General features: G+C 73.2%; 18 protein-coding genes and 3 pseudogenes. 7 read left to right on the top strand and 14 right to left on the bottom strand.

All coding sequences use genetic code 11. The features are described 5' to 3' along the window. Positions 1 to 4: 4 nt before the first annotated feature. The 5 genes from ACFHW0_RS19255 (at position 5) to ACFHW0_RS19235 (ending at position 4,558) form a co-directional block, all read left to right on the top strand. A complete protein-coding gene (locus ACFHW0_RS19255) occupies positions 5 to 1,297 on the top strand; it encodes a tryptophan 2,3-dioxygenase family protein (RefSeq protein WP_416609491.1) in 1,293 nt (430 codons plus the stop codon). Next, on the top strand, positions 1,294 to 2,472 hold the full coding sequence (locus ACFHW0_RS19250) for an aminotransferase class V-fold PLP-dependent enzyme (RefSeq protein WP_416609489.1): 1,179 nt from the start codon (positions 1,294 to 1,296) through the stop codon (positions 2,470 to 2,472). Before ACFHW0_RS19255 ends, ACFHW0_RS19250 begins: the two co-directional genes overlap by 4 nt. Beyond that, positions 2,469 to 3,500: a methyltransferase gene (locus ACFHW0_RS19245; RefSeq protein WP_416609487.1), complete on the top strand. Its 1,032-nt coding sequence runs from the start codon at positions 2,469 to 2,471 to the stop codon at positions 3,498 to 3,500. The genes ACFHW0_RS19250 and ACFHW0_RS19245 overlap by 4 nt, the downstream gene beginning before the upstream one ends. 109 nt (positions 3,501 to 3,609) lie before the next feature. Then, positions 3,610 to 3,981, top strand: coding sequence for a hypothetical protein (locus tag ACFHW0_RS19240; RefSeq protein ID WP_416609486.1), 372 nt, complete (start codon positions 3,610 to 3,612; stop codon positions 3,979 to 3,981). A gap of 160 nt (positions 3,982 to 4,141) precedes the next feature. Then, the gene (locus tag ACFHW0_RS19235; RefSeq protein WP_416609484.1) at positions 4,142 to 4,558 is read left to right on the top strand and encodes a YchJ family protein; all 417 of its coding nucleotides are present in this window, start codon (positions 4,142 to 4,144) and stop codon (positions 4,556 to 4,558) included. Between the two features lie 40 nt (positions 4,559 to 4,598). Here the strand turns inward: ACFHW0_RS19235 and ACFHW0_RS19230 are convergent, their stop codons facing one another. The 8 genes and pseudogenes from ACFHW0_RS19230 to ACFHW0_RS19195 all read right to left on the bottom strand — a co-directional run bounded on the left by ACFHW0_RS19230 (position 4,599) and on the right by ACFHW0_RS19195 (position 12,279). Continuing rightward, positions 4,599 to 5,144 carry a gluconokinase gene (locus ACFHW0_RS19230; protein WP_416609482.1) on the bottom strand — a complete coding sequence of 182 codons (546 nt, stop codon included), beginning with the start codon at positions 5,142 to 5,144 and terminating at the stop codon, positions 4,599 to 4,601. Next, positions 5,134 to 6,375, bottom strand: a pseudogene (manD, locus tag ACFHW0_RS19225) (D-mannonate dehydratase ManD); the annotation flags it as partial. The gene ACFHW0_RS19230 and the pseudogene manD, both read right to left, overlap by 11 nt. A gap of 19 nt (positions 6,376 to 6,394) precedes the next feature. Further along, positions 6,395 to 7,348 (bottom strand): sugar kinase, encoded by a 954-nt coding sequence (locus ACFHW0_RS19220; protein WP_416609480.1) that lies wholly within the window; start codon positions 7,346 to 7,348, stop codon positions 6,395 to 6,397. Then, positions 7,345 to 7,983: a bifunctional 4-hydroxy-2-oxoglutarate aldolase/2-dehydro-3-deoxy-phosphogluconate aldolase gene (locus ACFHW0_RS19215; RefSeq protein ID WP_416609478.1), complete on the bottom strand. Its 639-nt coding sequence runs from the start codon at positions 7,981 to 7,983 to the stop codon at positions 7,345 to 7,347. Before ACFHW0_RS19215 ends, ACFHW0_RS19220 begins: the two co-directional genes overlap by 4 nt. Positions 7,984 to 7,987: 4 nt before the next feature. Next, positions 7,988 to 9,136, bottom strand: coding sequence for a galactonate dehydratase (gene dgoD, locus ACFHW0_RS19210; protein ID WP_416609476.1), 1,149 nt, complete (start codon positions 9,134 to 9,136; stop codon positions 7,988 to 7,990). Between the two features lie 7 nt (positions 9,137 to 9,143). Next, complete coding sequence (locus ACFHW0_RS19205) at positions 9,144 to 9,959, bottom strand: carbohydrate ABC transporter permease (protein WP_121398463.1); 816 nt, start codon at positions 9,957 to 9,959, stop codon at positions 9,144 to 9,146. Beyond that, complete coding sequence (locus ACFHW0_RS19200) at positions 9,956 to 10,906, bottom strand: carbohydrate ABC transporter permease (protein ID WP_416609474.1); 951 nt, start codon at positions 10,904 to 10,906, stop codon at positions 9,956 to 9,958. The genes ACFHW0_RS19205 and ACFHW0_RS19200 overlap by 4 nt, the downstream gene beginning before the upstream one ends. 77 nt (positions 10,907 to 10,983) lie before the next feature. After that, positions 10,984 to 12,279, bottom strand: a complete 1,296-nt coding sequence (locus ACFHW0_RS19195; RefSeq protein WP_416609473.1) for an ABC transporter substrate-binding protein — start codon at positions 12,277 to 12,279, stop codon at positions 10,984 to 10,986. A 139-nt stretch (positions 12,280 to 12,418) separates the two neighbouring features. Between ACFHW0_RS19195 and ACFHW0_RS19190 the strand changes: the two genes are divergently transcribed. After that, positions 12,419 to 13,180, top strand: coding sequence for a FadR/GntR family transcriptional regulator (locus ACFHW0_RS19190; protein WP_416609471.1), 762 nt, complete (start codon positions 12,419 to 12,421; stop codon positions 13,178 to 13,180). A gap of 115 nt (positions 13,181 to 13,295) precedes the next feature. Here ACFHW0_RS19190 and ACFHW0_RS19185 read toward each other — a convergent pair. Both ACFHW0_RS19185 and ACFHW0_RS19180 read right to left on the bottom strand, forming a co-directional pair. Next, positions 13,296 to 13,689 (bottom strand): annotated as a pseudogene (locus ACFHW0_RS19185) (ISL3 family transposase); the annotation flags it as partial. A 214-nt stretch (positions 13,690 to 13,903) separates the two neighbouring features. Continuing rightward, positions 13,904 to 14,776 (bottom strand): aldo/keto reductase family oxidoreductase, encoded by an 873-nt coding sequence (locus ACFHW0_RS19180; RefSeq protein ID WP_416609469.1) that lies wholly within the window; start codon positions 14,774 to 14,776, stop codon positions 13,904 to 13,906. Positions 14,777 to 14,909: 133 nt separating this feature from the next. Here ACFHW0_RS19180 and ACFHW0_RS19175 point away from each other — a divergent pair, with 133 nt between their 5' ends. After that, a complete protein-coding gene (locus ACFHW0_RS19175; RefSeq protein WP_416609467.1) occupies positions 14,910 to 15,356 on the top strand; it encodes a winged helix-turn-helix transcriptional regulator in 447 nt (148 codons plus the stop codon). A 140-nt stretch (positions 15,357 to 15,496) separates the two neighbouring features. Here ACFHW0_RS19175 and ACFHW0_RS19170 read toward each other — a convergent pair whose 3' ends face one another. From ACFHW0_RS19170 to ACFHW0_RS19155, 4 genes and pseudogenes are all read right to left on the bottom strand, one after another. Next, positions 15,497 to 16,801 carry an MFS transporter gene (locus tag ACFHW0_RS19170; protein WP_416609465.1) on the bottom strand — a complete coding sequence of 435 codons (1,305 nt, stop codon included), beginning with the start codon at positions 16,799 to 16,801 and terminating at the stop codon, positions 15,497 to 15,499. A 464-nt stretch (positions 16,802 to 17,265) separates the two neighbouring features. Further along, positions 17,266 to 18,063 (bottom strand): annotated as a pseudogene (locus ACFHW0_RS19165) (mechanosensitive ion channel family protein); the annotation flags it as partial. Positions 18,064 to 18,115: 52 nt separating this feature from the next. Then, positions 18,116 to 19,207, bottom strand: a complete 1,092-nt coding sequence (locus tag ACFHW0_RS19160; RefSeq protein ID WP_416609463.1) for a hypothetical protein — start codon at positions 19,205 to 19,207, stop codon at positions 18,116 to 18,118. 46 nt (positions 19,208 to 19,253) lie between these two features. Further along, positions 19,254 to 20,105 carry a hypothetical protein gene (locus tag ACFHW0_RS19155; protein ID WP_416609621.1) on the bottom strand — a complete coding sequence of 284 codons (852 nt, stop codon included), beginning with the start codon at positions 20,103 to 20,105 and terminating at the stop codon, positions 19,254 to 19,256. Positions 20,106 to 20,188 lie beyond the last annotated feature (83 nt).

The following is a 20,188-nucleotide window of genomic DNA, read 5'->3' as shown; positions in this document are numbered from 1 at the left end:
CGAGGTGCGGTTCGTGCGTGAACTGACGAGTTGGCTGTCGGGTGCCGCCGACGCCGACACTTTTCCCTACTTCCCCGTGCTGGCGGAGTTCCACCGGGTCGGCAAACACTTCGTCGAAAAGGAGCTCCTCGCTCTGCTCGACAAGATCCGGGCCCAGGTGAGCGGCCCGACGGCCGGCCGACCGGCGCCCGCCGTCGGGCTGCTGCGCGACTTCCTCGACGTCGCGCTCGACAAGTGGGACGGCCGGTACGACTACCGCAGCTACCTGGCCCTGCGCGTGCTCCGGCTGCCCTGCGGGGTGGACGACCGGCCGGACGGCGAGGACGACGGGTCGGTCGCCCAGCCGGACGGCGCGCGCCGCGACCGCGACCGGCTCCTCGTGCGCCTCGTCGCCGACGCGCTGGCGTTCGAGCTGGCCGCCGGCTCCGGCGCCACCGACCTGCTGCCCGAGGACCGCCCGAGCCCGGAGGTGGTGGCCAAGCGCCACCGGCTCGGCGTCCGGGCCGCCTCCCCCGCCCTCGCCCGCCTGGGCCTCGCCGGGGCGGTCCACGACCGGGAGCCGGCGGCCGTGCTGCGGGCCCTCGCCGCCGAACGCGACCCCGCCGGGGAGCCGGCCCTGCGGCTGAGCATGCTGCCGGTCTACGTGTCGCACGACGAGTACCTGTTCATCCGGGTGCTCCAGGCGTACGAGTGCCTCTTCGCGGGGCTCGTCGAGGAACTGCGCGCCACGATCGTCGCCCTGCGCGCCGGTCACGCCCGGCCGGCGGCCGACCGGCTGGCGTACGCCGGCGAGCAGCTCACCGCCGCCGGGCCGCTGTTCTCGCTGCTGGCCACCATGCAGCCGACGGCGTTCCGGACGTTCCGGCAGTACACGGAGGGGGCCAGTGCCATCCAGTCCCGCTCCTACAAGCTGATGGAGGCGCTGTGCCGCGCGCCGGAGGGGACGCGGCTGGAGTCGCCCGCCTACCAGCAGGTGCCGGAGGTGCGCGACCGGGTGCACGCCGGGCAGCCGTCGGTCGACGAGGCGTTCCGCGCGGCCGTACGCGGGGGCCTGCTCATTGGGGCGGACGGCGAGCTGGTGGCGCGGGCGATGCGCGCGTTCGCCGACGCCGTGCTCCAGTGGCGGCGCACGCACCACCGGCTGGCCACCCGGATGCTCGGCCCCCGCCCGGGCACCGGCTACACGGAGGGCACGCCCTACCTGGCCGCCGTCCGGTCCATCCCGGTCTTCACCTCCGTCGCCCACGAGCCGGGTCGCTCGGCGCGGACCGACCCGACCGGAGGCACCCCCGAGTGAACCCGCCCGCCCCGGCACCCGGCCCCGACACGCCGGAGTGCCTCGACGCCACCGCCCAGGCCGCCCTGCGCGCCGAGTTCCCGCTGCTCGACACGTGCGTCTACCTGAACAACAACTCCACCGGCGCCGTGCCGAGGGGCGCGGAGCACGTGCTCACCGGCTACTGGGAGACGCTGCGCGGCTGGCGCGACGACGTCTGGCAGGACTGGCACGTCGGCCTCGACCGGTACGCCGACTCGGTCGCCGCCCTCATCGGCGCGCCCCCGGGCAGCGTCGTCACCGACGCGAACCTGAGCACGCTGCTGGCCAGGGTCGCGTCCTGTTTCGACTACCGCGCGCCGCGCGACCGGGTCGTCATGACGGACCTGGAGTACCCGACGGTGCCGTTCATCTTCAACGCGTTCCGCCGCTACGGCGCGCGCCCGGACGTCGTCGGGTCGGGCGGTCCCCGCTTCGACGAGGACGCCCTCGAAGCGCGCGTCGACGAGCGGACGCTGCTGGTGTGCGTCCCGCACGCCAGCTTCTCCTCCGGCGCCACCGTCGACCTGCCCCGACTGGTGCGCCGGGCCCACGACGTCGGTGCCCTGGTGGTCGTCGACGCCTTCCAGACCGTCGGGGTCGTGCCGCTGGACGTGACGGCGCTCGGCGTCGACGTCGTCCTCGGCGGCGCGCACAAGTGGCTGTGCGGCGTCGCCACCGCCTTCCTGTACGTCCGCCCAGACCTGGCGACCCGGCTGGAACCGGCGGCCACCGGCTGGCAGGCCGGCGACCGGGCGCTGACCTTCCAGCCGTCGACGGACTGGGCGCCCGGCGCCCGGCGGTTCGCCGGCGGGACGCCGTACCCCCTCACCTCGCTGGTCTCCCAGGTCGGCTTGGACCTGCTGGCCGGGGTGGGCGCCCCCGCGATCCGGCGGCACTCGCTGGCCTGCACCTCCCGGGTCATCCAGCGGGCGACGGCGGCCGGCATCGACGTGGTCAGCCCGACCGAGCCGCACCGGCGCGGCGGCGTGGTGTGCCTCGACGTCGCCGACGGCGAGGCGGTCAAGCGGCGGCTGGCCGCGCGCGACATGGTCTGCAGCTGGCGTGGCTACCTGCGGGTCGGGCCGCACGTCTACAACACCATCGAGGAGATCGACGCGTTCATGGACGCACTGGAAGAGGAGCTGGGCCGGTGAACGTCACCCTGTCACCACGGGCACTGATGAGCCTGCTCGCCAACGGGCCCAAGGCCATGGACGTGCTGGAGACCGCGCTCGGCATGGGGCTGCTCGACGCCCTGGAGCCGGGGCCGGCCCGCCTCGGCGAGCTCGCCGAGCGGTTCGGCGTGCGGCCCCTGCGGCTCTACAAGTTCCTCGACTGCCTGGAGAGCCTCGGCTTCGTCGCGCGCAGCGAGCCGGGCGACGACATCGCCTCGGCCACGTACCGGGCGGCGCCCGGCCTGCGCGACGCCGTCGCGGCGGTGGTCGGCCCGGACGCCATCGAGCGGGACCGGGACCGCTATCCCTGGCGGCGGCTGCACGGCCGGCTGGGCGAGAGCCTGCGCGGCGAGGTCAGCATGGGCGACGACGACTTCGCCTGGCCGCCGAAGACCGACGAGCAGACCGCCGACTTCGAGCGCAGCATGGCCGTCGGTCTCGGCCCGGTGATCGAGGCGGTGCACCGCAACGCCGACCGGCTGTGGCCGGGGCGGACGCGACTGCTGGACGTCGGCGGCGGGGACGGCACGCTCGCCGCGCACGTCCTCGACGACGCCCCGGGGCTGCGGGTCGACGTGTACAACCTGCCGGCGGTGGCGCCGCTGGTGGAGGCCACCCGGGCCCGCCGGGGGCACGCGGACCGGCTGGGGTTCGTCGGCGGCGACTTCCTCGCCGAGCCGCTGCCGTCGGGCTACGACGCCCTGGCGTTCGTCCGGGTGCTGCACGACTGGCCGAACGAGGTCGCCCGCCGGCTGGTCGAGAAGGCGTACGCGGCCCTGGAGCCGGGCGGGATGCTGCTGATCTGCGAGGAGTTCCGCACCCCGGACCGGCTGGCGATGCAGTTCTTCTGGAGCTACTTCCTCATCGGGGTCGACAGCTGCGTGAGCCGGCTGCGGGAGGTCGACTTCTACACCGGCCTGCTCAAGGAGGTCGGCTTCGAACGGGTGGCGGTGCTGCCCGGCGGCTGGGAGCTGGTCTGCGCGTACAAGCCGGGGACCGGGGCGTGACGCGCCGGCGCGGGGGCCCGGCCCGCTCCCGCGCCGCGGCGGCCCCGGCGTTTGACCGCCGGGGCCGGGGGAAGACCGTGCGCCCAGGGCCGATTCCCGAGGAGCGACGATGGCGGACGCAGGACGGGCCAGGAAGGCCACCGGGGCCCGCAAGGCCCCGATGAAGCGGGCGGCGGCGGCGAAGAAGGTGGCGACGGCCACGAAGCGGGCCACCGGGGCGACCGCGGCCAAATCCCCGGGTGAGAAGGCGACCCCGACGACCGCCCGCGTGGCCCGGAAGACGGACACCTCGGCCACGGCGACCCCGGCCCGCGCCCGCAAGGCGCCCGCCACGGCCGCGCCGGCGAAGAAGGCGCCCGCCAAGAAGGCGGCGAGGGCCGCGGCGACCCGCGCCGGCGCGGCCTCGAAGACCCCGGCCCGCAAGGCGACGACCATGGAGTCGTTCGGCACCCGACGGGCGCCCCGGACGAGCGCCGGCTGACGCGGAAGGCCGCAGCACGCCGGGAGCGGCGGCCCGGCGTCGGCAGCGGCAGACGCCGCGGTCGTGGCGCGCCCGGCGCCCGCGTCGGACCCGACCCCGGGTGGCCGCCCCACCGGGGTCCGGACGCCCGCCGCGCCGGGCCGTCGGCCAGAATGGGCCGGTGGCGAAGCGACCCCGCCGGCGGGCGGCCGACGACCCGGACCGGCCCTGCCCCTGCGGCTCCGGCCAGCCGTACGCCGGATGCTGCGGGCGGCTGCACCGCGGCGAGGCGGACGCGGCGACCGCCGAGGCGCTGATGCGCTCGCGGTACAGCGCCTTCGCCGTCGGCGACACCGCGTACCTGCTGCGCAGCTGGCACTCCTCGACCCGGCCGGGCCGGCTCGACCTCGACCCCGGCCAGCGCTGGACGGGCCTGGAGATCGTCGGCACCGACCGGGGCGGGCTGTTCGACGCCACCGGCACCGTCGAGTTCCGGGCCCACCACCGCGCCGGCGGCCAGCCGGGTACGCAGACCGAGCGCAGCCGGTTCGTCCGCGAGGACGGCCGCTGGGTCTACCTCGACGCGCTGCCCGACTGACCCCCGGTCGCGGCGCCGGGGCACCGCGACCGGGACGCGGTCAGCCGTTCGCGGTGACGCCCTTCGACAGGCCGAGCCGCCGCACCGCCGCCGAGACGAGCGCGTCCGGCGTCAGCGACACGTCGAGGACCAGCACCGACTCGTCCGGGTGGGGCCGTTCCAGGGTGGCCAGCTGCGACTCCAGCAGGCTCGCCGGCATGTAGTGCCCGGCGCGCCCGGCCATCCGCTCCCGGATCACCTCGGCCGCCCCGTCCAGGTGTACGAACTCGACGCTCGGCGGCCCCTGGCGCAGCACGTCGCGGTAGGAGCGCCGCAGCGCCGAGCAGGCCAGCACCGTCGAGACGCCCTCGGCGGCACGGGCGGCCATCCAGCCGGCCAGCTCACGCAGCCAGGGCAGGCGGGCGGCGTCGTCCAGCGGCACGCCGGCACGCATCCGCGCCACGTGCTGCGGCGTGTGGAACTCGTCCGCCTCGGCGAAGGTCAGGCCGGTCGCGGCGGCGATGCCCAGGGCCACGGTGGTCTTGCCGGCCCCGGACACCCCCATCACGACGACGTGCCGCGTCGGGGACGCGTCCTCACCAGTCATGGACGGTGCCGTCCTGGAGCCGGTTGAACGGCAGGTAGGCCGGCACGTACGGGAACTTCGCGGCGGCCTCCTCGTCCAGCTCGACGCCGAGGCCGGGCTGCTCCCCCGGGTGCAGGTAGCCGTCGGTGAAGGTGAACGACTGCCGGAACACCTCGTTGGTGAGCGCCCCGTGCTGCATGTACTCCTGGATGCCGAAGTTGTGGATGGCCAGGTCCAGGTGCAGGGCGGCGGCCATACCGACGGGCGAGATGTCGGTCGGCCCGTGGATGCCGGACTTGATCTGGTACTGGGCGGCGAAGTCGAGCAGCTTGCGCATGGCCGTGATGCCGCCGGTGTGGGTGACGGCGGAGCGGACGTAGTCGATGAGCTGCTCGCGGATGAGCGTCTGGTAGTCCCAGACGGTGTTGAAGACCTCGCCGATCGCCAGCGGCGTGGTGGTGTGCTGGCGGACCAGCCGCAGCGCCTCCTGGTTCTCCGCCGGGGTGCAGTCCTCCAGCCAGAACAGGTCGTACGGCTCCAGCGCCTTGCCCAGCTTCGCCGCCTGGATGGGGGTCATCCGGTGGTGGCCATCGTGCAGCAGCGGCAGCTCGGGGCCGAACTCGTTGCGGACCGCCTCGAACACGCCGGGCAGGTGACGCAGGTAGGAGCGGGTGTCCCAGTCCTCCTCGGCCGGCAGCGGGATGCGCTGCGCCGGCTCGTAGTCGTAGCGCTTGCCGTCGGCGCTGGGCTGGGTGGCGACCCCGTACACGGCGTTGATGCCCGGCACCGAGGTCTGTACCCGGATCGAGCGGTAGCCCTGCTCGAGGTGCCGGCGGATCGAGTCGAACAGCTCCGGCAGGTCCCGGCCGGACGCGTGGCCGTACGCCATGATGCCGGTGCGCGAGGCCCCGCCCAGCAGCTGGTACAGCGGCATGCCGGCGGCCTTGGCCTTGATGTCCCACAGGGCCACGTCGACGGCCGCGATGGCGGCCATGGTGACCGGCCCGCGACGCCAGTACGCCGAGCGGTAGAGGAACTGCCAGGCGTCCTCGATGCGGTGCGCGTCCCGGCCGAGCAGCAGCGGAACGACGTGGTCGCGCAGGTACGAGGCGACCGAGAGTTCCCGTCCGTTGAGGGTGCCGTCGCCCAGGCCGGTGACGCCGTCCTCCGTGGTGATCTTCAGGGTGACGAAGTTGCGGTCGGGGCTGGAGACGATGACGTCAGCGGCGACGATCTTCACGGGGTGCCTTTCTTCTTCGGGTGCTCGGCGGCTAGCGGAGGACGTCTCCGGCCTCGTGGCCGTCGAGGAGGGACAGTTCGGCGCGGCGCGGCAGCCCTTCCCAGTCGCCGGGGCTGGAGACCGCGAAGGCGCCGAGGGTGGCCGCGCGGCGCAGCCGGCCGGCCAGGTCGAGCCCGTCGAACCAGCCGGACAGGTAGCCGGCCGTGAACGCGTCCCCGGCGCCGACGGCGTCGACGGCGGTCACGGTCAGCGCCTCGACGTGCCGGACCCCGTCGCGGGTGTGCGCGCGGGCGCCGTCGGCGCCCAGCTTGACCAGGACCGTGTCGACGCCCCGCCGCAGCAGGTCCGCCACGACGGTGGGCTCGTCGGCCCCGGGGTCGCCGACGAGGTCCAGCTCGTCGGCGGAGGCGACGACGGTCGAGGCGTACCCGGCCAGCGGGGTGAGCACCTCACGGGCGGTGTCGCGGGACCAGAGGCGTTCGCGGTGGTTGACGTCGAGGCAGACCGGGATGCCGGCGGCGACGGCGGCCTCGGCCGCCCACCGGGTGGCCGCGCGGGCGGTGTCGGACAGCGCCGGGGTGATGCCGCTCAGGTGCAGCATCCGCGCGCCGGCGGCCAGCGGCGCCCGCAGGTCGTCGACGTCGAGGGCGGAGCCGGCCGATCCGGCCCGGTGGTACTGCACCCGGGTCAGGTCGGCGGTGCGCCGCTCCAGGAACATCAGGCCGGTCGGCCGGTCCGGGTCGCGGGTCACGCCGTCGACGGCGACGCCCTCGGCGCGCAGCTGCCGCAGCACGTACTCGCCGAACTCGTCGGCGCCGAGGCGGCCGACCCAGGCCGCGCGGTGGCCCAGCCGGGCCACCGCGACGGCCACGTTGGACTCGGCGCCGGCCAGGTGCATCGTCAGCGGTCCCCCGGCGGCGAGCGGGCCGGCCGAGCGCAGCGACACCAGGGCCTCGCCGACGGTGAGCAGGTCCGGTGCGGTCATGACGCGGCCGGCTCCCGCACGGCGGCGAGATAGGTGCGCGCCCGCGCCCGCAGCGCGTCCAGGTCGCCGCCGGAGGCGGCGTCGCCGACCAGGGGGCCACCGAGGCCGACGGCGATCGCGCCGGCCCGGAAGTAGCCGGGCACGTCGTCCAGGCCGACGCCGCCGACGGCGACGAACGGGATGTCCGGGAAGGGGTCGCGCACCGCCCTGAGGTACGCCGGGCCGCCGACCGACGCCGGGAACAGCTTGACGACCGACGCCCCCATCCGCACCGCCGTGTACGCCTCGGTCGGGGTGAGCGCCCCGGCGGCGACCGGGAGGCCCCGGCGCGCCGCCTCGGCGATCGACTCCACCACGGCCGGCGTCACCACGAACTGCGCGCCCGCGGCGGCCACGTCGGCGACGTCGGCGGTGGTGAGCACCGTGCCGGCCCCGACCAGCGACCCGGCGGGGGCCGCCGCGCGCAGCGCCTCGATCGCCCCCGGGGCGTCCGGCGTGGTGAGGGCCACCTCGACGACGCGTACGCCCTCCTGGAGCAGCGCGGTGCCGGCGGCGATCGCGGCGGCGGTGTCGGTGCCGCGGATGATCGCGAGGACGCGGGCGGCGGTGAGGTCGGCGGTGAGGTTGACGGTCATGTGATCACCATTCCGCGTAGGAGCCGTCGCGGTGCCGCCACGTGGGGCTGCGCCACGCGTGTCCGCGCTTGTCCGCCGCCCGTACGGCGTCTTCGTCGATCTCGATGCCGAGGCCGGGTGCCGTGAGCCGCTCGACGTACCCGTCGACGAACGTCAGCGGGGACTTGTCGAGGCAGTAGTCGAGCACCTCGGCGCCGAGGTTGTAGTGGATGCCGATGCTCTGTTCCTGGATCAGGTAGTTCGGCGTGGCGAAGCCGACCTGGAGGCAGGCGGCGAGCGCGATCGGTCCGAGCGGGCAGTGCGGGGCGAGCTGCACGTCGTACACCTCGGCCAGCGCGGCGATCTTGCGGACCTCGGTGATGCCGCCGGCGTGCGAGAGGTCCGGCTGGGCGACCGCGATGCCGGCCTGGAGCACCGGCAGGAACTCCTGCCGGTTGTAGAGCCGCTCCCCCGTCGACACCGGCGTGGTGGTGGAGCGGACGAACTCGCCGATGAGGTGCGAGTTCTCCGGCACCACCGGCTCCTCCAGGAAGAACGGCCGGTACGGCTCGAGCAGCGGGGCGACCCGGCGGGCGGTGGCGAGGGTGAACCGGCCGTGGAAGTCGACCGCCACGTCCCGCTCGTCGCCGAGCACCTCGCGGGCGGCGGCCACCCGCTGCACCACCCCGTCGATCTCGGCGACGGACGCGACGGCGCTCATCCGGCCGGAGGCGTTCATCTTCACCGCGGTCAGGCCGGTGGCGACGGCGGCGGCGATCTGGTCGCGTACCTCGCTCGGCTCGTCGCCGCCGACCCAGCCGTAGACCCGGATCCGGTCCCGGACCGGGCCGCCGAGCAGCTGGTGCACCGGCGCGCCGAAGTGCTTGCCGGCGATGTCCCACAGCGCCTGGTCGAGCCCGGCGACGGCGCTGGCCAGGATCGGCCCGCCCCGGTAGAACGAGCCCTTGGTCATGACCTGCCAGTGGTCCTCGATCCGCAGCGCGTCCCGGCCGACGAGCAGCTCGCTGAGCTGCTCGACGGCGGTGCGGACGGTCTCGGACCGGCCCTCGCAGGTCGCCTCGCCCCAGCCGACGATCCCGGAGGACGTCTCGACCCGGACGAACAGCCAGCGCGGCGCGACGAGGAAGGTCTCCACCCGTTCGATCGTGGTCACGGTGTCCTCAGCCCTTCGTGGCGCCGGCGGTCAGGCCGGAGACGACGTACTTCTGCACGAACAGGGCGATCAGCATGATCGGCAGGGTGACCACCGTGGCCGCCGCCATCAGGCCGCCCCAGTCGATGCTGGCGTAGCCGACGAAGTCGAAGATCGCCACCGGGAGCGTCTTGGTGTCGGCCCCGGAGAGCACGAGGGCGAACATGAAGTTGTTCCAGGAGAAGATGAACGACAGGATGCCGGCGGTGGCGATGCCGGGCACCGACAGCGGCAGGGTGATCCGCCGGAACGCCCCGATGTGGGTCAGCCCGTCGACGAGCGCCGCCTCCTCGAGTTCGGCCGGCAGGCCGTCGAAGTAGCCCATCATGATGTAGACGATCAACGGCAGCGACACGAACATGTGGCTGAGGATCAGCACGGTGAACCCGCCGACCATCTGCAGGTTCGAGAAGACGTAGTACCAGGGCACCAGCAGCGAGACGCCGGGGATGACCCGCGCCATGAGCACGACGAGCGCGGACTTCTTCATGTTGAAGCGGCTCATCGAGTACGCGGCGGGCACGCCGAGCAGCAGCGACAGCACGGTGGCCGCGAGCGCCACCCAGAGGCTGTTGCCGATGAACTGGACGTAGTTGGCCTGCTGGAGCACGTTGGAGTAGTTGTCCAGCGTCGGGGAGAAGACGAACGCCTTGTCGGTGTCGTAGATGTCGACATTCGTCTTCAACGACGCGGCGACCATCCAGACCAGCGGCGCGATCAGCGCCAGCACCACGAGGACGAGGGCGACCGTCCGGAAGATCTTGTAAGGCCTGCGCAGCTTCATCGGTCCATGCCCTTCTTGCGGTAGGTCAGGGCCCACATCACCCCGATGATGATCAGGAAGAAGATGATGAGGACGGTCGATGAGACGCCGTAGTCGTTGTAGTCGAAGCTGAGCCCGTAGGCGTACACGTTCAGGGTCTCCACCTCGTGGAACGACCCACCGCCGCGCCCCTTGGTGGCGTAGAGGATGTCGAAGGTCTTCAGGGCGTCGATGCCGCGTAGCAGGATCGCGACGATCACGGTGGGCATCAGCAGCGGCAGGGTGACATGCCGGAACCGCTGCCAGGTGCTGGCGCCGTCGATCAGCGCCGCCTCCTGCGGCTCGTCGGACAGCGACGTCAGGCCGGCGAGCAGGATCAGCACGACCATCGGCGTCCACTGCCAGATGTCGATGAACATCGTCGTCGGCAGGGCCGAGCTCTGCCCGGAGAGCCAGGGCTGGGGGCCGATGCCGACCCAGCCGAGCACCTGGTTCGCCATGCCGATGTTGGGATCGAAGATCAGCCGCCACATCATGCCGACCGCGACCGGGGTGGCCACCAGCGGCAGGAGGATCGCGACCCGGACCCACTTCTCACCGCGGAACGGCCGCCACAGCAGCAGGGCGATCGCCATGCCGAGGACGACCTCGAAGAAGAGCACGACGCCGGTGAAGAGCGCGGTGCGCCACACGGCCGGCCAGAACCGGTCGGTGTCGCCGAGCACGTCGAGGTAGTTCTGGATGCCGATGAACTCGCTCTCGGCGCGGACCGAGCCCTCGGCGTCGGTCAGGCTGAGGTACCCGGTCCACGCCACCGGAAAGACGATCAGCACGGCGACGAACAACATGGCGGGTGCCGCGAAGAGCCACTTGCGGTGCTCGTTGGCCCAGCGCGACCAGGCCGAGGTCTCCGGGGACGCCGGACGCGCCTCGGGCGATCTTTTGACTGGTGTGGTGACGGCTGACATCAGGTCTCCGGGTGGGTCAGGGCAGCGGCCCGACGCGGGGTGGCGGAGCCGGTCGGCTCCGCCACCTGCGCTTCGGGCTACTTCGCCTCGTCGTCGAGGAACTTCTGGAACGCCTCGTTCGCCGCGTCCGCCGAGGCGGCCGCGTCCTTGCCGGTGATCGCGTCGACGATCGGCTGGCCGACGATCTCCCGCGCCTGGGCGACCTTCTCGACCAGCGGCCGGTCGTGGCCCACGCCGTTGGCGGTGCTGACCGTGGTGGCCTCGGCGAGGTCCTTCGGGTAGGTCGCCGCGCCCTCCGGGTTCTCCCAGACGGAGGTACGGGCGCTGGGCACGCCGGCCTTCTGCTGCGCCAGCGCCTGCTCCTTGCCGGCCGCCCACTGGATGAACTTCCAGGCGTTGTCCTGGTTCTTCGAGGCCTCATTGACGCCGAGCGCCCAGGACGGGATGTTGTACGGCTTCGAGCCGGCCGGGCCGGCCGGGAAGGCCGCGAACCCGACGGTCTCGGAGACCTTCGACTTGGCCGGGTCGGTGGCGTTCTTGTAGAGCGAGTTGGCCTCGGTGTAGAAGGCCGCCTTGCCCTGGGTGAAGATCGCCATCGCCTCGGACCAGCTCATGTCGGTGCTGATGTTCTCCGGGCCGTGCTCACGCAGCAGCCCGCCGTAGTAGGCGTACGCCTGCTTGGCCTGCTCGCTGTTGATCGAGGCCTTGCCGCTGGCGTCGACGAAGTCGCCGCCGAAGCTGTAGAGGAAGCTGGAGAACTGGGTGACGGCGGCGGCCTTGCCGGTACGGGACACGAAGCCCGCCACGCCCGGGTTGTCCGCCTCGACCTTCGCCGCCTGCGCCTTGAGCTCGTCGAGGGTCTTCGGCGGGGCGGTGAAGCCGGACTTCTCCAGCAGGTCCTTGCGGTAGTAGAGGACCTCCTGCTCGGTGATGATCGGCACGCCGACCACCTTGTCCTCGTACGTGGTGGCCTGTACCGGCCCGGACTGGAAGTCGGCGATCTCGAACGCGCTGTCCGACTTGCTCTTCTCGGTCAGGTCGGCGAGGTACTTGTTCTTGGCGAACAGCTTCCCCTCCTGCAGCGGCCGGTACATCATCACGTCCAGGTCGGTGGACCCGGCGTTCAGCTTGACGTTGTACTGGTCGGAGAGCTGGTCCTCACCGAGCTGGGTGACCTCCACCTTCAGGCCCGACTGCTTCTCGAACTCCGGCAGGGCCTTCTTGATGTTCTCCGTCCAGACGTGGTTCACCAGCGTCACGCGAACGGTGTTCGAGCCGCCGGCGTCGTCCCCGCCGCCACCGCAGGCGGACAGGCCGAGGGCGACGACCATCGCCAGGGAAGTCCCAATAACTGATCGACGTCTCACGTCCATCTCTCCTTATGCCGTGGCCGTGGCCGCCGCCCTGACGGGTGGGCCGCCACCTCGCGGTTTACATCCGCTTAACATCGGGATGCTAGGCCGAAAAAGCAGATTTATACAAGGGGTAGACCCAACTGATATGCTCCGTGGCGTGAAACCGTCCTCCCCGAGGGCTGTGGCCGCCCAGCTCGCCCCTGTCGAGGCGGGCCTGCACGCACGCGTCCTCGATCGCCTCGGCACGGCCATCTGTGACGGCGAGCTGGCTCCCGGGTCGGTGCTCAACATCGACGACCTGGTCGACCGCTACGCCGTGTCCCGCTCGGTCGTCCGCGAGGTGCTGCGGGTGCTCGCCTCGATCGGGTTCATCGAGACCCGCCGCCGCGTCGGGGTCATGATCCGCCCGTCGGAGGACTGGAACGTCTTCGATCCGCAGGTGATCCGCTGGCGGCTCGCCTCGGCCGGCCGCATCGTCCAGCTTCGTTCGATCACCGAGCTGCGGACCGCCATCGAGCCGCACGCCGCCTGGCTGGCCGCCAGCCGGGTCGGCCACGACGAGGCGAGCGACCTGGTCGGGCTCGCGGCGAAGATGTGGGCCGCCGGCAAGGCCGGCGACGAGGAGCGCTTCCTCCAGCTCGACATAGAATTCCACCGCCGGATCCTGGTCGCCTCCGGCAACGAGATGTTCGTCCGGTTGCAGGACCTGATCGCGGAGGTGCTCACCGGCCGGCACCAGCACCACCTGATGCCGCACCACCCGCACGAGCAGGCCCTCCAGTTGCACGCCGAGGTGGCCCAGGCGATCCAGCGGCGCGACGGCGAGCGCGCCCGGCGGGCCATGGTGCAGCTCATGGAGCAGGCCTTCGACGAGATGAGCTCGATCTGGGAGCAGACCGGCGAGGCCGCCGGCGCCTGAGCGCGCATCCGCCGGCTCCCGGCCCACCCCACGGCCCCGCCGTCGCGGCGTAAGCGGGGCCGCGACAGCACAGCCGCCGTCGCCACCCGCGGCCGCACCGGGCGCGACGGGCCAGACCGAGGTGTTCGAAGTAGGCCAGCGCGTCGGTGGCTCGCTTCTTCAGCGTCCGGCCGAGTGTGATGATCTCGCTCAACGCGCTCGGGACGCCTTGGCTGACCGACTCGATCAACTTCACCATCAGCTCTCGGCCCTTGCTCCGATCGGGCTCGCGTGGGCGGCGCTCATCCGCTGGTAGACCCCCACGCGGCTTCGACCTCAACGTGAGCGTCGCTGACAAACAGCGCGGCCAGTCGATCCTTCTGCTCGTCGGTGAGTAGGTCGGTGCCGGTGTGGAGGGTTCGCCGCGCGGTATGGAGCGTGTCGCTCTTGCGTGCGCGGTGCCCGTGGATGGCCAGTTGGACACGTCGGCGGCACCGGTCGAGTGCATCGCCGGCCAGACGCACGAGCCCGAGCTCGTCAAGGTGGCAGAACGTAGTCATGTCAGCGCGGGCGAAGCCCGCCTCAGGGGTAGCGTCGAGCAACGTCGAGGTCTTCCGGATGGGCCTGGGGTAGGAACCCCCTTCCCCCGGGAGACCTCGACGCCTACCCGGTCACCGATGCGGGGTAGCTGCCACCGAACGGTGGCTTCGGTCGTGGCTTGTGGGCCGTTCGGCCACGGGGCATTCAGCGGCCGATGTCATCCAGCTCGGTCAAGTCCTCATGCGAGAGGGAGAGTCCCGCGCCGGCGATGTTCTCGCGCAGGTGCGCTGTCGATGACGTGCCGGGGATGAGCAGGATGTTCGGTGATCGCTGCAGCAGCCAGGCAAGCGCGACGGACATCTGTGTCGCCTCCCGTCGAGCGGCGACCGCCGAGAGAGCCGAGGACTGAAGCGGGGTAAAGCCCCCGAGGGGGAAGAAGGGCACGTACGCGATGCCTTCGGTGGCGAGCCGGTCGATGAGCTTGTCGTCGTGGCGGTGGGCGAGGTTGTACATGTTCTGCACGCACACGATCGGCGCGATGCTCTGCGCCTCGGTGACCTGCTCCTCGGTGGCGTTGCTGACCCCGAGGTGACGGACCAGGCCCTGCTGCTGGAGTTCCACGAGCGTGGCGAACGCGTCGGCGAGCGAGCCGGGCTGGGGACCTTCGGCGTTGCCGAGTCGGAGGTTGACCAGGTCGAGTACGTCGAGCCGGAGGGACTTGAGGTTGTCGTGGACCTGGCGGCGCAGATCTTCGGGTCGCCGGGCCGTGGGCCAGCCACCCTGTTCGTCGCGGGTCGCGCCCACCTTGGTCACGATGTGCAGCGACTCGGGATAGGGGTGCAGTGCCTCGCGGATCAACTCGTTGGTGACGCGCGGCCCGTAGGCGTCGCTGGTGTCGATGTGGGTGATACCGCGGTCGGCCGTTTCGCGCAGAACGGCCAGGGCACCCTCGCGATCGGTGGGCGGCCCCATGACCCACGGGCCGGCCAGTTGCATGGCGCCGTAGCCGAACCGTGTGACGGTCAGGTCACCCAGAGTCCGGGTGCCGCCGGGAAGAGAGAATGAGGGTGTGCTCATCCTGTTGCCTTTCGTCGTGCGAACTTGGGGGTGGCGCCTGCTGCCTCCCTGCATCAGCATTGGAGAGAAACTTCCTGTCGGGAAGTAGGCACTTTGGAGTGCGTAACCCACCCATCGGTGAGAGGTGCGATCAGTGACGACGATGAAGGCGGCCCAGAAGAGGGCTCAGGCCAAGGTGGAGTACAACGCGTTCCTGGCAGGGTGCCCCAGCCGGCAGCTGCTCGACCGAATCTCGGACAAGTGGGTCGTCCTGATCCTGTGTGCGCTGGGCGGCGACAACAACCCTGGCCAGCCCGGTGCAGCACACGCAGACGCTCCGAAGGCGATGCGTTACTCCGAGATCTCTCGTCTTCTGGCCGGGGTCAGCCAGAAGATGCTGACCCAGACGCTACGGTCGCTGGAGCACGATGGCCTGCTCACCCGTACCGTGACGCCAACCGTCCCTGTCACCGTCTCCTACGAGCTGACCGACCTCGGCCTCTCGCTTCATCACATGACGCGCGGGCTCAGGAACTGGGCGCAGACACACATGACCGAGGTCCTCGCAAACCGCGAGAACTACGACTCTCGCACCTCCTGACGACTCACATCCAACCGTCCAACAGCTCTATGTTCTCGGCGCTACACCCTCAACTGCGAAGAGCCGCGTTGCTGCAGGAGCGGTGAGCTGACGGGCGACGGGCCCGGCGGCGGTCCGCGCGACCGCCGCCGGGCCCGTCGTCAGCCGATGTGCCCGGCGCTCGCCCGCTCCGGCCGGCGGCGGGCCAACCGGCCGGCGCGGCTCGCCAGGAGCAGCGCCATGACGAGGTACGGCACCGCGGCCACCGCGAACGCGACCCCGTTGCCGGCCCCGGTGGCGAGCAGGCCGTATCCTCCGTAGACCGCGATGATCGTGACGTCGGTGGCCATCCCGGCCAGCGAGGTGACGGTGGCCCGGCTGCCCCCGGTGATCCGGGCCTGCAACCGCGCGTCGGCGAGCACGGTGGCGAGCTGGAAGCCGCAGAACGCGACCGCGACCAGCGCGAAACCGGCCGGCCGGGCGAACAGCGCCCCCGCGGCCAGGGCCAGGGCCGACAGTGCCAGCAGGCCGGCGTACCCGCGGGCGGTCAACCGCTCCCCCGCCGGGGCCAGCAGACCACCCACGGCCACCCCGATCCAGGTGAGCAGGAGCAGCAGCGGCACGGTCGCCTCGCCGACCCCGGTGTCGCGGGCCAGCAGCGGGGTGTACTCGTCCAGGGCGCCCCAGACCGCCGCGACGACCGCGGCCAGCAGCACCGCCGCGCGCACGGCCCGGTCGGCGCGGACCTCGGCCAACCCGGCGCGCAGGCTCGCCCACCAGCCGAGGTCCTCGTCGTCGTCCGCCCCGGCGCCGGGCCCGCTCCGGTCCGGCCCCGCCTCGGTCACGACGTCGGTGGGGGCCGCCTGGGCGGGCGCGCGCCGGCGGTGCTCCGGGAAACGGGTGGCGACGGCGGCGGCGAGCAGGCAGGCCAGCACGCTCGCCGCACCGATGGCCGGGTAGCCGCCGACGGCGAACACGGGGCCGGCCAGCAGGATCGAGGCGAGCACGGCGAGCGTCTCGGCCGTCTTCGCGCGGCCGATGAGGCGGGCGTAGCGGCCGGCGGCGCCGAGGCGGTCCAGTTCGGTGAAGACCAGCGCCTCCAGCGCGCCCGAGGCGAGCGCCCCGGCGGCGCCCCAGAGCACGAAGCCGACCGCGAAGGCGGGGTACGAGGGCACGAGCACCCAGAGGGCGAAACCGGCGGCGGCGACCACCGGCGCGAGGCTGAGCAGCAGCCGCCGGGAGAACGCGTCGGCGAACGCGCCGGAGGGCACCTCCAGCAGGATGCTGGCGGCCGACCAGATCACGAACAGCGACGAGATCTGCCACACCGACAGGCCGGTCTCGCTGAACAGCAGCGCGTACAGCGGATAGAGCAGGACGAGTTCGCTGAGGAACGCGTACCCGTAGAGGGTGGCCGCCAGCCGGCGGACGCGCGCGTCGGGCACGCGCGGAGGGTGGACAGTCATGGGACCTTCCTGTGGGGACGAAGCGGACGCCGGACGAACGGCGACCGCGGCGGCCCACGGCAGTGGCCCCTAGCAGTGCATCAACATCGCCACGTCATGCCCGCGATGGTAGCGGCGCCGGCCCGGGGCGTCACGCCCTTCGCCGGACACGCCGGGGCGGGATCCGACGTGGATCCCGCCCCGGCGGCGGTGCGCGGTCAGCGGCGGCGCTGCTCGCCGTCCAGCGGCGGGATCACCATGGTGGCCTCGCTGTCCTCGCCGGCCGGGCGGGACGGGACGGTGGCGCCGCCCGAGGTGACCTGGGTGGCGTCCGGTTCACCCTGTCGCGGCACGGGCACGGTCGGGTCGGTGTCGGCGCGGGGACCGGAGACCACCTGCGTGGCGTCCGGGTCCGCCACGACGCGCGGGCCGGGAACCACCTGGGTGGCCTCCGGGTCGGTGTCGACGCGCGGGCCGGCAACCACCTGCGTGGCGTCGGGATCGCCGCCGCCCACCGGGCCGCCGTCCGTGGCCGCCGCGGCGAGGTGGGCCGCGCTGTCGCGGCGTCCGGCCTGGTAGGCGCGCGCGTGCTCGGCGATCAGCCGCGACTCCCGCTCGGCCCGACTCAGCCACGACTCCCAGCGGCTCTGCATGGGACGGACCAGCCCGCCGCCCACCCCGACGACGAGGATGCCACCGACGGTGGCCAGCACCGCGATCAGCACCGGAGTGGTGACCGCGGTGGCCACGCCGATCTGGTTGAGCGCGGCGATGACACCCAGGCCGAGGATGAACACGGAGGCGACGGTGGCCAGGATCCGGCCGTACGACAGCCCGCCCAGGGCGCCGCTGATGATGTCCTTCACCGCGTGGGCGATGGCCGCGGCGACCACGACGATGACGATCGCGACGAAGGCGCGGGGCAGCCAGGCGATCACGCCCGCGATCAGGTCGGAGATCGGGTTCGGGCCCCAGATGCCGAAGGCCAGCTGGAGGGTCACCAGCAGCACCCCGTAGTAGGCGAGCTTGGCGACGATGTCGCTGGCGTCGTACCGGGAGCGGGCCAGGGCCCGACGGATCCCACCCCGTTCCACGGCACGGTCGAAGCCCACCCGCTCCAGCACCTTGTCCACGATCTTCAGCACGGCCTTGGCGATCAGCCAGCCGGCCACCAGGATCGCCACGAAGGCGACGGCCTTGGGCAGGAACAGCATCACCGACCGGAGGGCGTCCCCCACCGCGTCGCCGAAGTTCTCTCTCATCGGAATTCCTCCACACGGCATCCGGGTTCGTTCGGCCCGACCTACCCCCGGCGGCGACCGGGGAAACGCCCCGTCAGCGGCGCCGGCAGTCGTAGGACACCGGGGTCTCGGCCTGCACCGGAGCCGGTGAGGTGACGTTGACCGTGGCCGTCTCGGTCGTGGTGCCCACGCCGCTGAAGGCCCACCGCAGCGTCAGCTCGACGGTGCGCTGGCCGCGTCCGACCCGCTCGGTCAGCAGGCTGCCGGGCGCGCTGCCGGTACGCAGCCACCGGTAGCGGATCTCCCCCGCGCGGCCGTTGGTCGACACGGTGGCGACCACGTCGACGGTGACGTCGCACCGGTCGCCTGCCGGCTGGGGCACCGCCACCGTCACACCGGTCACCTCCAGGGGGCTGATCCGCTGCCGAAGGTAGAGGCCGACGACCGCGAGCAGCGCGACGGTCAGCAGGGTCGACAGCACCGAGGTCACCGTCCGCCACACCGGGCGCCGCCGCGGCGGCGCGGGCGCCGGCCACGCGGGTGCCGGGGGCGGGGTGGCCGGCACACCCGGCCCGAACCGCACCTCCCCGCCGGGCGCGGTGGCGGCGGCGCCGGTGGGTCCGCCGAAGAGCGTCCCCGGGGCGGAACCGGTGGTACGCCCGGTCGCGGTCCCGTGCCCGGCTCCCACGGCCGTCGCCCCGGTGTTCCACTGCCTCGGCGCGGACTGCGCCGCCGCCCACGGCCCGGCCTGCCCGCCCGGAGCGCGCCGGGGCATCGTCGGCTCGCCGTGGGCCAGGTGCACGGTCGCCTCGCCCTGGACCGGGTGCACGGTCGCCTCGCCCTGGGGCAGGTGCGCCGTCGCCTCATCGCGGGTCAGGCGCGCCGTGGGCTCATCGCGGGTCAGGCGCGCCGTGGGCTCATCGCGGGTCAGGCGCGCCGTGGGCTCCCCGGCCGCGCGGTGGACGGTCGGCTGCCCCGCGGCCAGGTACACGGTCGCGTCACCCGAGGCCAGGCGCGCCGTCGGCTCCCCGGCGGCCAGGTACACGGTCGCGTCCCGCGAGGGCAGGTGCGCGGTCGGCTCGGCCGGTGGCTGCGGCTGGTGGACGTCGAGGCGGGCGGTCGCCGCGCCGTCGTCCGACTGCCGGTGGGTGGGCAGCGCCTCGGTCGGGTCGTTCGGCTGGGTCACGGCGGCCCGCCCTCCGTCCTCGTGGTCAACATCCGGGTGTCCGGGCTCAGCCCGGGATGCAGAACGGGTACAGCGTGACGTGGACCGGCGAGACCTCGGGCGAGACGTTGCCGGCCTCGTCCACGGCGACGACCCGGACCGGGATCCGGGTGCTGGTCGCCGGCCGGGGCAGATCGCCCAGGACGCCCCGGAACGACCCCCGCCCACCGGGCGCCATGGCCACCTCGGCGGTGCGGCCGTCCAGGGTGTACCGGAAGCTCACCCGCAGCTTCCCGGCCGCCGTACGATCGTCGGAGACGATCGCGGAGATCGTGCTGGACGTGGGCCCGTACGGGCAGCCCCGGGGATCGAGTGCGGTCGGATCGGCCGCGACCCGCCCGACGGAGGGCGCGACGGTGTCCGCCGGCACGGCGCCGGTGCTGGTCGGAGCGGTCGGCGAGGCGGGGGCGGGCGTGGTCGGCGTGCCGGTGCCGGCCGGCTCCGGTGCCGCCGTCGTGGCGGCCGGTGCGACGGGAGGGGTCGGCGCGGGCGTCGTCCCGGACGTCGGGGTGGGCGGCGCGACGGCCGGCGCGGACGGCGTGCCCGTCGGCTCCGTCGGCGCCTCGGATGCGGCCGGCCCGGCGGCGGGCAGTGGCTCGTCGTCGGCGGCGTAGGTGAGCCCGGCGCCGCCGAGCAGCAGCGCCGCCGCCAGCCCGCCGCCGACCAGCGCCGCGCGGGCCCGGCCGGATCGCCGCCACGTCCACCGGCCCGACCCCTCGCCGAACGCGGTGCTGGCCAGGCTGGTGGCCCCGCCGGTGCCGTCGGGGAACGGGAAGAGGGCGGCGAGCAGGGCCGCCCGCCGGGCCAGCTCGCGCAGGCCGCGCTCCTCCCACCGCTGCCCGTACGCGTCGGCCGCCACCCGCTCCAGCAGGGCGAGGAAGACCTGGGCGGGTTGCGGCCGCGGCCGGTTGCTTGGCCATGCCGTACCGCAGCAGGTCGTGC

This window comes from Micromonospora sp. LOL_025, from assembly GCF_048060285.1.
GTDB lineage: Bacteria > Actinomycetota > Actinomycetes > Mycobacteriales > Micromonosporaceae > Micromonospora.
The sequence above is the reverse complement of the archived record's forward strand: the minus strand, read 5'-3'. Positions and strand labels throughout refer to the sequence as shown.